Origin of the sequence: Mycobacterium interjectum, from assembly GCF_900078675.2 — a bacterium.
In the GTDB taxonomy this organism is placed as follows: domain Bacteria; phylum Actinomycetota; class Actinomycetes; order Mycobacteriales; family Mycobacteriaceae; genus Mycobacterium; species Mycobacterium interjectum.
The window spans coordinates 1,764,673-1,777,595 of record NZ_LT546237.1 but is presented as its reverse complement, the minus strand read 5'-3'; the positions used below and the strand labels follow the sequence as shown (position 1 = coordinate 1,777,595).

7 protein-coding genes and 2 pseudogenes are annotated in these 12,923 nt (G+C 62.5%); 6 read left to right on the top strand and 3 right to left on the bottom strand.

What is annotated here, in order from left to right; genetic code table 11:
* The 3 genes from BN4348_RS42785 to BN4348_RS42775 all read left to right on the top strand — a co-directional run.
* A partial coding sequence (locus BN4348_RS42785; RefSeq protein WP_456238198.1) for a PPW family C-terminal domain-containing PPE protein occupies window positions 1-280 on the top strand: 280 nt, incomplete at its 5' end.
* Window positions 281-683: 403 nt separating this feature from the next.
* Entirely contained in the window at window positions 684-1,286 is a 603-nt protein-coding gene (locus BN4348_RS60020) for a PE family protein (protein ID WP_084454183.1), read from the top strand.
* Window positions 1,287-2,012: 726 nt separating this feature from the next.
* Window positions 2,013-4,406: a glycosyltransferase gene (locus tag BN4348_RS42775; protein WP_235852737.1), complete on the top strand. Its 2,394-nt coding sequence runs from the start codon at window positions 2,013-2,015 to the stop codon at window positions 4,404-4,406.
* A 91-nt stretch (window positions 4,407-4,497) separates the two neighbouring features.
* Here the strand turns inward: BN4348_RS42775 and BN4348_RS42770 are convergent.
* Window positions 4,498-4,787, bottom strand: a pseudogene (locus tag BN4348_RS42770) (transposase); the annotation flags it as partial.
* A gap of 171 nt (window positions 4,788-4,958) precedes the next feature.
* On the opposite strand from BN4348_RS42770, the gene BN4348_RS42765 reads away from it, so the two are divergent.
* On the top strand, window positions 4,959-5,543 hold the full coding sequence (locus BN4348_RS42765) for a class I SAM-dependent methyltransferase (RefSeq protein WP_235852736.1): 585 nt from the start codon (window positions 4,959-4,961) through the stop codon (window positions 5,541-5,543).
* 185 nt (window positions 5,544-5,728) lie between these two features.
* Complete coding sequence (locus BN4348_RS42760; RefSeq protein WP_066913229.1) at window positions 5,729-9,172, top strand: methyltransferase domain-containing protein; 3,444 nt, start codon at window positions 5,729-5,731, stop codon at window positions 9,170-9,172.
* Window positions 9,173-9,531: 359 nt separating this feature from the next.
* Here BN4348_RS42760 and BN4348_RS42750 read toward each other — a convergent pair whose 3' ends face one another.
* Window positions 9,532-11,043 (bottom strand): IS1634 family transposase, encoded by a 1,512-nt coding sequence (locus BN4348_RS42750; protein ID WP_066908841.1) that lies wholly within the window; start codon window positions 11,041-11,043, stop codon window positions 9,532-9,534.
* Between the two features lie 276 nt (window positions 11,044-11,319).
* A pseudogene (locus BN4348_RS62820) lies at window positions 11,320-11,526 on the bottom strand (transposase); the annotation flags it as partial.
* A gap of 105 nt (window positions 11,527-11,631) precedes the next feature.
* On the opposite strand from BN4348_RS62820, the gene BN4348_RS42740 reads away from it, so the two are divergent.
* Complete coding sequence (locus BN4348_RS42740) at window positions 11,632-12,834, top strand: class I SAM-dependent methyltransferase (RefSeq protein WP_066913227.1); 1,203 nt, start codon at window positions 11,632-11,634, stop codon at window positions 12,832-12,834.
* Window positions 12,835-12,923 lie beyond the last annotated feature (89 nt).

Sequence of the window (12,923 nt, the reverse complement as noted above, 5' to 3'; positions counted from 1 at the left end):
CGCGGCCACGGCGAACGGCCGAACGCGCGGGCGCCGCCGTCGGGGCGCGACGATCGAGGATCGCGCCCATCGCCACGAGTTCATGGACCTCGACGAGGACGGGGGGCCGCATCCGGAGGCGTCGGGTCAAGGGGGCGGGCGACTCGGATTCGTCGGTGCCACCGTCACACCCGCCGCCGGCCGTCCGGCCGGGCTGATGACGCTGGCCGACGACGGGCGCAACGGCGCCCCGGCCATCCCGCTGCTGCCTAACAATTGGGATGACAGCCCGACCGAATAGCGCAGCGCGACAACCTGGTTCGTGTCATGCCACCGACCCGGACAGCCTCCCCATGAATCCGCGATCATCGCGCAGGGCCGGCTGCGGTTTCGACCTGCGACGGCAGCTTCACCGCTGAGTCATCGGCGCGCTGAAGCTGTTTACCCTGCCTGCCTACTTCCACAACTCAACCCTGACGAATGACTCTGCGGGAACGTCAAACCCGACCGAGTCCAGTTCATAAATCGACCGAATCCAGTTCATAATTCCGACCGAGTCCAATTCATAAATCCGACCATTTCCAGTGTTCCCGAATCTATTTCAATGGCCGGCCGGCTTGCGGTACCGTTTCGACGGTTACTCGGATGCAGTCTTGCATTATGTCCTTCCGCAGGGCTGGCGATGAACGTGAGGGTGGAATGTCATGAGCTCTCCTTTTTACATTGACCCCGCGGTTCTGCAGTGGGTGACCGCGAATCTTGACAGCATCGGCACGAACTTGGCCAGCGCCAGTGCGGCGGCGGCTCTTCCGACGACCGGGGTGATGGGCCCGGCGGCCGATGAGGTGTCGACAGCGGTCGCTTCGCTGTTCTCCCAATATGGGGACGAGTATCAGGCGCTGCTCGCAAAGGCAGCGGCGTTCCATGACCAGTTCACCCGCAACATGGCGACTGGCGGGGCTGCGTATGTGGGCTCCGAGGCTGCCAATGCGGCGCAAATGGTCGAAGCTGCGATGCGCTCGCCAGCTGCTGCGATCAATGGGACATTCGCGGCGACGACGGGGCGCCCGCTGATCGGTAACGGCGCGAATGGAACCTCTGGGGTGCAGGGGACGGCCGGCGGGGCCGGCGGGTGGTTGTACGGCAGCGGCGGCTCCGGTGGNGGCGGTCCCGGCGGTCTTCACGCTCCCGGCGGTGCCCCCGGCTCGGGCGGTCAAGGCGGCCCCGGCGGTCCCGGCGGCATCTTGGGTGCCCAGGGTGCACAGGGCGCACAAGGCGCCCAGGGTGCTCACGGCGCGACCGGGTAGCCATTACCCGACAAGGCCGTCAGAGCAAGCTCAACCGCAAGAGCGGCTACCACGTCCACCCCGGGGTCCATTCGACGCAAGCCACCTTAGACCCTCACATGGACGGACTGCGGGCCGCCGCGGCACTGCCCGGCACCAGCGCGGGACATCGCCGTTGATGCAGTACCGTTGTCGTTTTCCCATCGGCCGCAACCAGTTCCAAAACAGCCCGAATTTACATCGCCGGCATCGAACGGCGCCGCGCGTGGGCGAGCACATCCCCGGGCGCGTGAATTCACGGCCCTTGGTAGGTGCGGCGACGACATCACGGTCGAATCGGCGACCTTACGCAGCATGCCCGCACCGGCCTGCGACACTACGCTCCGGCCGTCCGATGACACTTTGACCCGACAAACCGCCGCGCTACTCTTCATCCAGAAGGTGCCCTCTCGCTCGGAATGGTGGACCTTGAGCAGTCTGGTATCCCTTGCAGGACAGCCACTTTCGCTAACTTGGCATCGTGTCACACCAAGTTGCAAAATTCGGGCTAACGGCGGCTGCTCGAGGCCGGAGCACAGCGGGCAAGCGGTGCTGTCGTCACGGCGACACGCCCGACGAAACCGTCGCGGATCGTCGGCCTTGACCCGGTGCGGTGTTCGCCGAACAGCACGACCAATGATCCACAGCCGCCGCGATTTCGCGTGCAACCCGATCCGCGACACGCGATTGCTATGTAAACTTTGAGCGGTGTCCAAGCCAGTGACAGCGCGTGCCGCGATCTGCCTGAACATGATCGTGAAAAACGAGGCCGACGTCGTCGTGGAGACGCTTGATTCGGTCGCGCCCTACATCAGCTCGTGGGTGATCGTCGACACCGGCTCGACCGACCGGACAAAGGACGTGATCCGCAAACACATGGCCCGCCTTGGCATTCCAGGCGAGCTTCACGAACGACCATGGCGCAATTTCGGCCATAACCGCACCGAGGCACTGAACCTCGCCCAGGGCCACGGCGACTACATCTGGGTCATCGACGCCGACGACATCGTCGTGGGCACACCCGACTTCACTCAACTAAGCGCCGACATCTTCCGTATGCGCCTCGGAGATGCCTCGTTCACCTACTGGCGCCCGCAGTTGTTCCGCAACGGAGTGCGCGTGCGCTATGAAGGCGTCGTCCACGAGACGGCCGTATGGGAGTCTGACTGCGTCGTTGAGCGCTTGGAGGGCGACTACTACGTCGAATCTCGTCGCCTCGGTGCCCGCAATCAGGATACGCAGAAGTATGCGCGTGACCGCGATCTGTTGCTGGCCGAGGTCGAACGCAACCCCGAGGACGCACGGTCGGTGTTCTATCTGGCCCAGAGCTACTTCGATCTGGATGACTTCGACAACTCGCACAAGTGGTATCAGCGGCGGATCGAGATGGAAGGCTCAGACGAGGAGGTCTATTACTCGATGCTGCGGCTCGCGGAGTCGGTGACGAAACTCAACTGGCCGTGGCTGGTAGTCCAGGACATCTACCTCCAGGCTTGGGAGTTTCGACCGACCCGCGCCGAGGCGCTGTATGCCATCGCTCGGCGGTACCGCGAAGATCAGCGCTACCTGCCCGGTCACTTGTTTGCTCAGCGCGCCGCCCAAATTCCGTTTCCCGAAAAGGATCACTTGTTTATCGGCGCAGACGTCTACGCCTGGCGCGCGAGCGACGAGCAAGCGGTGTGCGCCTCCCAGCTCGGCAACCATCCGGAGGCATTCATGCTGTGTCGGCGCCTGCTGGCGCTCTCCGACATCCCCGACGCTGACCGGCAACGGATCGCGGTCAACCGCGACGTCAGCGTGCCGCTCATGCTCGAGGTGGCGTCATCGTATCCCGCCGCGCTGGTGCAGCGTCTGGTCGCCGCGCCAGGCGAGGCCAAGGTGGTCGTTAGCCTGGTCGCGGGACCGGACCGCGAGACCACCGAGCAGACCATTAACTCGTTTCTGAACTGCTGCCTTGATCTGCCCCTTTGGTTCGGGCGCTTCCTCGTGGTCGATGCCGGTCTGTCAGCCTACGATCGCGCGCTGCTGCGTGAGCGCTACGTGTTCCTTGAGTTTGTCGATTGCGGCCCCGGCGACGGGCCCGGAGCCCAACTCGTGCAGCTCCGCAAGCAGATCGTCGAACGGTTCTGGCTGCATCTGGGGCAGGGCTGGCGGTTTTTTGCCCCCGAAACTTACTTGACCCGCCTGATCGCGGTGCTCGAATCCGAACCGCAGGTATTCCAGGTGGGGATAAACTTCGCCGATGCCGTCAAGCTGACCGGCGTCTGCGCGGCCGAGCAGGAGGTGCGCCGCTCACCCAACGCCGGCCGCTACGTCCTGGCCGAGGCGGTGGCCAGCGGTCCGGCGATGTTCGACACCGCACGGCTAGATCGGGCCGGCAGCATAGTGGGCAGCGACCCAGATCCAATCGCCGAACTCGGTTGGCGGGCGGGCGCTGTCGGACTAGAGACGGCCAGTCTCGACGAGGTGCTCTGCATCGCCGCAGTCGCACCCGTGCGGGAGCCGAAGGCTTCGGCGCGGGTTGTGAAGAAGGCCGCGGTTCGGCCCGTGCGGGAGCCGAAGGCTTCGGCGCGGGTTGTGAAGAAGGCCGCGGTTCGGCCCGTGCGGGAGCCGAAGGCTTCGGCGCGGGTTGTGAAGAAAGCCGCGGTTCGGCCCGTGCGGGAGCCGAAGGCTTCGGCGCGGGTTGTGAAGAAGGCCGCGGTTCGGCCCGTGCGGGAGCCGAAGGCTTCGGCGCGGGTTGTGAAGAAGGCCGCGGTTCGGCCCGTGCGGGAGCCGAAGGCTTCGGCGCGGGTTGTGAAGAAGGCCGCGGTTCGGGCCGTGCGGGAGCCGAAGGCTTCGGCACGCGCGGCGAAGAAGGCCGCGGTTCGGGCCGTGCGGGAGCCGAAGGCTTCGGCGCGGGTTGTGAAGAAGGCCGCGGTTCGGGCCGTGCGGGAGCCGAAAGCTTCGGCGCGGGTTGTGAAGAAGGCCGCGGTTCGGCCCGTGCGGGAGCCGAAAGCTCCGGCACGCGCGGCGAAGAAGGCCGCAGCCCAACCCGTGCGGGAGCCCAAAGCCCCGGCACGGGTCGCGAAGAAGGGATGTCGGCCGAAAACACCTCCTCAGTGACCGGATCGAGGCCCGGCGATGTTCGATGCCTGTTAGCGTCAACTTTTCGCGGGGGCTGTCCGATTAACGGTGGATCCGACCTTCGCATTTGTTAGTTGCCGGTCGAGGTGATCCGGCCGTTGAAGGTGATTGCTAGGGCGTTGAGTGCGGGCTTCCACCTTATTGCCCATCGTGCTTGCCTCGCCCGGTCGGGTCCAGGGCTGTGGTGACCAGGTAGCGGCACTACAGTGCGGTTTGTTCGGTCGGGAAGTGTCCGTGCGCCCGGATGGCAAGCCGGTAGCGGGCGTTAATCGATTCCATGGCGTTAGTCGAGCAGATGGCGCGGCGTATCTCGATGTCGTAGTCCAGGAAGGGCACGAATTCGATCCAGGCATTCTCCCAGGAGAACCGCCGGCTACGCCGCCAAACCGCATACGCCTTTGGCCGACTCCGCGCCGACACCGGGCGGCGCCCGCCGTTAATCGGATACTCCTCGAAGAGGCCGAGGACTCCTTATAGTGAGGCGTGGTTGAGGGGACACACAAGTTCGGCTGACGACAGTAAGGTGGCATCATGACCGGGGGTATTCCGCCCGGCTCGAATCGCACTTCGACAGCGAACTGCGACTCGCCCGGCGAATGGCTGGCCACCAGCGAGCTTCAGGATTGGGCGGGTGGCGGTGGCGCATACAAGGCAATCGGCGATGAATTCTTGGGTTATTTGGTTGACGTATGTGGGTTGCAGCCAGGTGATGCAGTGCTCGACGTTGGTTGCGGCTCAGCGCGGACGGCTATGCCGCTCACCGGCTACCCGAACCGCGAGGGCCGCTCCGCCGGCTTCGACGTCTCAAGGCAAGCAACCGCTTGCACAGTCATAGATGTTCAGAATGGCGCGTACACCCCCAAGGGAAATACTATTCGTCCGACTTCCGTTTTCCCGTATTCCGACGGGTCGTTCGATACAGCGTTTCTTGCATCAGTTTTCAGGGACATGCTGCCAAAGGACGTGAGGCACTATCTGTACGAGACCGCCCGTGTGCTGAAGCCGGGCGGGCGAAGCCTGACCAGCCTCTCCCTACTCAACGAGGAGTCGTCAGCCCTCATGAAAAGGGAAAGGGATCTTTTAACTTCGAGTATGAGATGCCAGGTTATCGGATGACGAGAGTCGAAATTCCTGAAGCGGCGATCGCCTACCCGGAAGGCTTCGTCAGGTTTATGTATGGGAAATGCGGCCTCCAGCTTGGGAGCCGTTGCGCTACGGCATGTGATGCGGCCGAACGAACGGTATGAGCGGGCAGGACGTCCACGGCCGCAAGCAGGAATCGTCTAGCCCAAGGAGCGCATATGACTGACATCGAACGGCCCAAGGGGTCGACCAACCGTCCGCTCATCCCGCTCTCGGACGAAAATATGGCCTTCGCTGAGGACATGGGCGTCAATCCCGCCATCCACGAGAACGACTTCATCTTCAACTTCGTGGATCGCCTCTGGGCGGCCAATGGCGGGCGCGAGCGGGCCGTGAAGGAATATTTCAACCTTGGCCGCTATAGCGCCAAACTGGCCAAATCCATGATCACGGATGTGCAAAAGGTCTACGCAGTTGCCAAATCGGATTGGGCGCCTCGCCGAGTGTTGGACTTCGCATCGGGCTATGGCTGCACCGCCAGGCACATGGGACATGTGTTCGCCGACAGTCTTCTCGCGACCTGCGACATCCACATCGACGCCGTGAACTTCAACAAGGACGTCCTGGGCGTGGAAAGCTACATCTCCTCGCCGGTGCCCGAGCAACTGAAGCTGCCCCCGCAGGATGTCATCTTCGCCCACTCGTTTTTCTCGCACATGCCGGAGACCACCTGGGCGCGCTGGCTGAAGGCTTTGGCCAACGCCCTGGCGCCCCGCGGCGTGCTGATCTTCACCGCCTACGGCTTTGCTCTTGACAAGCGGGGCTACCCAGGCCTGAAAGTCAAGGCGAACGGTTTCGGCTTCATCCCGCAGTCGGAGCAGGACGATCCCGACACAGCGGAGTATGGCCTGACGATCAGCTATCCCCGCTGGGTACTGCCGGTCCTGGCCTCCATGCCCGACCTGCGGCTATCGAAGTTCCATGAAGGGCTCTGGTGGGGGACACATGGGACACAGGACACCTACGTGTGCGTGAAAGAGCTTGACCGCCTGCCCGACTGGCCCGCGTCGGCCCCGAACCATCCAACTACACCCGTGTCAGGAGCATCTAAAAGCATGCCGCACATGAGCCCCGCCGCCGCCGAGGAATATATCGCCAGCCTCTACACCACGATCTTGAAGCGAGATCCCGGACCGGAGGAGTTCGCTCACTGGGTGACCACTGCCGGCGCATTGCCACCCGAGCAAGTCTATTTTCGCTTCGTCAACTCGGATGAGTACCAGCGTAAGCAGGAAAAGTCGGTGCGAACCCAGTTCTTGCCTGGGCACTACCATTCACCCATCGTGGATCCATCGACCATTGCCGAATACGTTGAGAAACAGTACCTGCAGGAACCTGACGACATCAAAGGCATCCATTTCGATGAAGACGCCATGGTGCGGTTCTGGAAAGAAAACGCAGAATTCATCCAAAACACCCCGTTCAGCGAGCATGACGATGGCAAGAACCGCTACTATTATGACAACGGCTGCTATCCGTACGGCGATGCCATAATGCTGCGCGCGATGATTGCCCATTTTAAGCCGAAGAACGTCATCGAGGTCGGATCAGGATTCTCCTCGGCCTGCATGCTCGACGCCGTTGATCATGCAGGCCTCAGCGACTTCACGATCACCTGCATCGATCCAGACGCCGATCGCCTTCGTGGCAGGCTTCGCGAGGAAGACCGTTCCCGGGTCGATATCATCGAGGGGCTGGTTCAGGATGTGCCGGTTTCGACGTTTTCCAAACTCAATGAGAACGACATCCTGTTCATCGACTCCACCCACGTCCTCAAGACCGCCAGTGATGTGCACTACGAGCTGTTTTCCATCCTGCCCAGCCTCAACAAGGGCGTGCTGATACATTTTCACGACATTCAGTACCCGTTCGAGTATCCACGGCAATGGCTATTCGAGGACAATAAATCATGGAACGAAATCTATGCTCTGCGCGCCTTCCTAATGTATAGCTCGGCTTTCGAGGTGGTGTTCTGGAACGGCTTATTCGCGCGCCTACAGCATGAGTTGGTTGATGAGACCAATCCGCTTTTCCTAAAGAACCCCGGCAGCTCGATCTGGCTGCGAGCCCGGTCCGCAGACATTCCGCAGACGCAGCACGCTCAGATTGGTGTCTTGGGTGACCCTGAAGTGCATACTACGATTCCAGCTCCTTCCTTAGTGACGAGCCCGATGGTGAACACCCCCGGTGCCGGCGGCAAACGTTCCCTTCGCGGGCACGTCGGCCGAGTCGACAAGTTCCTCATCGACGGTTGGGCGCTGTGCGAGGAGGAGCCTGAGGAGCGGCCAGAGATCCAGTTTGTGCAAGGCGGCGAAGTGGTCATCACCTTGCGGCCCTGCTTCCCGCATCCGCAGCTGCGGGCGGCCCTGAATCTACCCGCCTCGCCAGCTGCACCGACGTACAACTGGCGGCTGTGGATGCCGCTCGCCAACGGCCTGAGGCCGGACGTTCCGTTCTCGATCGTCTTCCGCGAGAATGGTGCGCTCCTGGCGTTGGGCGAGAGCCGTCGGCTCGAGGCGATGCAGTCGATCGATCCCGCGGTGCGGGCTGACCTTGAGGAAGCCGTGCTGTTTACGCCCAGGATTGCTCGTCTCGAAGATGCGCTGGACATTTCCGTCGTCGTCGAAAAGCCCATTCCCCCATGCGACGTGACGGTCAAGCTTTTCGATCAATCCGAGACGAGTATCCCCCAGCTTCCCGGGCCACCATCTGTGCTCGGAAAGCAAGCGCAGTACGGGAGCCTGCGCATCCCGCGATCGCAGCTCATGGCGGCACCCGGCACGAACCTGCGCATCGGCGTCGACTCGAGCGAACCGGGGGATTCGCGGTCGCAGTTCCACTCGTCGCTACGCAGCCTGTGGATCCCGAAGGCGGTATTCGATGCCTCAAGGCTGAGTGCGCCGCTCCCCGACATCGCGAATATCCATCGCGTCTCGGGTCCCACGTCGGACGCCTTCCAGTACCTCGTCTTCGGAGCCACGACGTTCCACCAGCTCGACCTCATCGCACGGCGTCACGCCGGGCGGCCGATCGCAGACCTCGGAACGGTACTGGACTGGGGCGTTGGCTGCGGACGCGTGTTGCGGCAGATCCGCGAGTCGGGAGAGGGACGGCCCGGAAGGACGATCGGCCTGGATATCGACGAAGTGAACGTCCGCTGGTGCGCCCAGAATCTTGCGGCGTATGGCGACTTCGGGGTGCTCTCGCTCGATGGATTCGAGCTCGAGGAACGGTCCGTCGATTTTCTGTATGGCATCTCGGTGATGACCCACCTGACCGAGCACCACCAGCTATTGTGGCTAGATCAGATCCGCAGGATCCTCAAGCCGGGTGGGCTCGCGGTCCTCACGGTTAACGGTGAGGGCCTGTATTACCATCAGCCCGAGGCCCTCTTCGTCCCTTTCGTCGAGCGCTTCGGATTTTTCGACGGCATTGCCGACAACGCCATCGGCGAGGACCGGAGCACGTACTATCGCGCGACCTATCACACGCGCTCCTATATCCGGCAGACGTGGTCCAGGTACTTCGAGATCATCGACGTGATCGTAATGGGGCATCACTTCACGCAGGACTACGTGGTGTTGCGCCGTCCCGCAGGCTAGTTCTCGGCCCACGCCGTCCATTGGGAGCCGGTCCACGCGCGACCCCAGCGAGAAATTCTCAGCCACCTCGGCATCCACGCGAGGAGTATCTGATTAGCCGCGGGTGTCGCCCGGTGTCGGTGCGGAGTTGGGCAAGGGCGCACGTGGGTTGGCTGCGTCGCCGGCAGTTCTCGTCGAAGAGTTCGTGGCTGCGGCGGTTGCCGATTTCGAGGCGCGGGCGCGCAGGCAGTCGTCGCCGGCGCCTCGATCTCGAGCGGCCCGATCTCGGGGAACACTGTCTTGGGTCGGGTGCCATTGCGGGAGTTGCTGCCGCTCACGCGCCGACCGGGTCGTGCTTGTCATACCTGACTTTTATCAGGCTAGTGCGCACGTAGGCCGTGGATTGTGGCGAGGACTTCGGCGAGGTCGGCCGGCGGTGGTTCGGCGGCGGTCAGCGTGTGGCTGCCGGCTTGGATGGTGACGGTGCGGTAGCGCCGGGCGTTGCGGACGAATTTCTTGATGCTCCAACCGGTTTGGTGCTCTATCCAATGGGATACGGCCATTGCGGCGAACACCACGCTCAGGTGCGCCTCGATGGAGTCGCGGGTGCGGTGGTAGATCGGTCGGGCTTGTAGGTCGTGCTTGGACATCCGAAAGCTCTTCTCGACGCGCCACAGCTGGTGGTAGGCGTTGATGACGAACGCCGCGGGTTGTCCGGTGAGGTTGGTGGTGTAGCCCTTCCATCCGGCCAGTGCGCGGGACTTGGCTTCCAACGTCCGGTTCACCGACTTTGTCGCTCCCGAGAGTTGGATGTAGCGGTTTCGTTTGACCGGGGCGTGCCCGTCAACGGCACGTTCGGCCTTGCGGACTTGTTCGTCAATACCCCGCAGGGTGCGCCGGGCTCGGTCGTGGCGGTACTGGTAGTGGGTCACCCGATCCGGGATGCCCCGGGTCTTCTCCGTGGAGGTCGATGGCCAGGGCTGGGTCACCACCAGCCCATCGGGGATCGCGTCGTCGGGGTGTTTGTTGCGCCATTCGCGCACCACATCGGGCAGATACGGAATGCGGGCGCCCAGGATGAACGACAACCCCGCGGCCTGAAGAGCCACCTGATTGGCTTCAGAGATCATTCCGGCGTCAGCGACCACGGTGACATCGCTGAGCTGGTGGGCGGTCTTGAACGCGTTGATCACCGGCACCATCGTCGCCGTCTCGGCCTTGTTGCCTTCGAAGGCTGCCACCGTCAGCGGGAACCCGGTGGCATCGGTGAGCAGTCCGAGAGTGATCTGCGGATCGAGGCGGCGCTCCTTTGAAAACCCGGGCTCACGGAAACCGTCACCTGCGTCGGTCTCAAAGTGCAGGGTGGTCACGTCGTAGAGCACCAAGCTGGCCCGGCCCAACCGGGCATGAGAAGCACACATGGCCGAAAGCGCTTGCCGGAAACTGGGTTTGGCGAACACCGGCAGCCGGCGGTTGAGCGTCGGATACGACACCGGCGCGATGCCGGTCTCCTCGATGACGCGCAGGGAATCGGCCTTGCTGGTCGGCTCAATGATCCGTGCGAGCACCAGCTGGCGAAACGCCGCATCGCCGTCGGCAGCCTCGTCGAACCCGAGGATCTCGTAGGCAGCACACAGTGCATCCCACAGATGAGCGGCCTTCGAAGAGGTGATCGGCAACGGCTCGGACTGCGAGCGCGCCGCCAGCCCAAGATCCAACTGGGCCTGCCCGGCGGCCAGCCGCTGAGCAGCCGCAGCCTTCAGCGCGGCCACCCCCGCAACGTCATGGGCCGAGCCCAGGTGCTCGATCTTGCGTGACCCACGCCGCGTCGACCACACGATCTGCACCGCCGTGGCACCCGAGGAGGTCTTCACCGTGCGCACATACGCCACCAAGGCACCCTACGAGGCCAGCCCTAGTGCACAAATCCGCACCAGGAGAACACTCAACCGCCAGGTCAGAGCTTTACGAAGTCGCCAAACCCGCAACGGTGATAAAAGTCAGGTCCACGCGAGGAGTATCTGATTAGCCGCGGGTGTCGCCCGGTGTCGGTGCGGAGTTGGGCAAGGGCGCACGTGGGTTGGCTGCGTCGCCGGCAGTTCTCGTCGAAGAGTTCGTGGCTGCGGCGGTTGTCGATTTCGAGGCGCGGGCGCGCAGGCAGTCGTCGCCGGCGCCTCGATCTCGAGCGGCCCGATCTCGGGGAACACTGTCTTGGGTCGGGTGCCATTGCGGGAGTTGCTGCCGCTCACGCGCCGACCGGGTCGTGCTTGTCATAGCCCAGGTGCTCAGTCATCTCCGCATCCAGCGCGATCTCCAGACACATTCTTCGTCAACTGCCTGAGTAGCCCACCGCGGGCGACCAGATCTATGCCCTCCCGAGTCAGGACGTTCTTAGTACCCCCACGACGAGGCCGAAGAGCCTTATAGTGAGGCGTGGTCGGGAGGGCGCACAAGTTCGGTGACTACAGTGAGGTGGCATCATGACCGGGAGTATTCCGCCCGACGGGTCGACCAAGCATCCGGTCGTCCCGCTGTCGGAGGAGAATATCGCCGTCGCCGTCGCCGGGGACATGGGCGTCAATCCCGCCACTACACCCGCGTCAGAAGCATCTAAAAGCATGCCGCACATGAGCCCCGCCGCCGCCGAGGAATATATCGCCAGCCTTTACACCACCGTCCTGAAGCGAGATCCCGGACCGGAGGAGTTCGCTGACTGGGTGACCGGTGCCGCCAACATGCCACCCGAGCAAGTCTATTTCGCCTTCGTCAACTCGAACGAGTACAAGCTTCAGCAGGAAAAGTCGGTGCCAGCCCAGTTTTTGCCCGGACACTACCATTCACCCATCGTGGATCCATCGACCATCGCCGAATACGTCGAGAAGCAGTACCTGCAGGAACCTAGCGACATCAAAAGCATCCATTTCGATGAAGACGCCATGGTGCGGTTTTGGAAAGAAAACGCAGAATTCATCAAGGACACGCCATTCAGCGAGCATGACGACGGCAAGAACCGCTACTACTACGACAACGGCTGCTATCCGTACGGCGACGCCATGATGCTGCGCGCGATGGTTGCCCATTTTAAGCCGAAGAACGTCATCGCGATCGAGGTCGGATCAGGATTCGCCTCGGCCTGCATACTCGACGCCGTTGATCATGTCGGTCTCAGCGACTTCGCATTGACTTGCATCGATTCAGACCCCGATCGGCTTCGCAGCAGGCTTCGCGAGGAAGACCGTTCCCGGGTCGATATCATCGAGAGGCGGGTTCAGGGTGTGCCGGTTTCGACGTTCTCCAAACTCAATGAGAACGACATCCTGTTTATCGACTCCAGCCATGTCCTCAAGACCGCCAGTGATGTGCACTTCGAGCTGTTTTCCATCCTGCCCAGACTCAACAAGGGCGTGCTGGTACATTTTCACGACATTCAGTACCCGTTCGAGTATCCGCGGCCGTGGCTATTTGAGGACAATAAGTCATGGAACGAAATCTATGCTCTGCGCGCCTTCCTAATGTATAACTCGGCGTTCGAGGTGGTGTTCTGGAACGGCTTATTCGCGCACCGACAGCATGAGTTGGTTCACGAGACCAACCCGCTTTTCCTAAAGAACCCCGGCAGCTCGATCTGGCTGCGCCCGGTCCGTAGACATTCTGAAGACGCAGCATGCTCGGACCGCACGTAAGTTTCCCTTGGCAACTACGCGCTCGCGTCAACAAGTTTGAGAAACGTCTCAAGATATCGCAGTCCGCGCGCACCAGTGTGCCGCTAGCA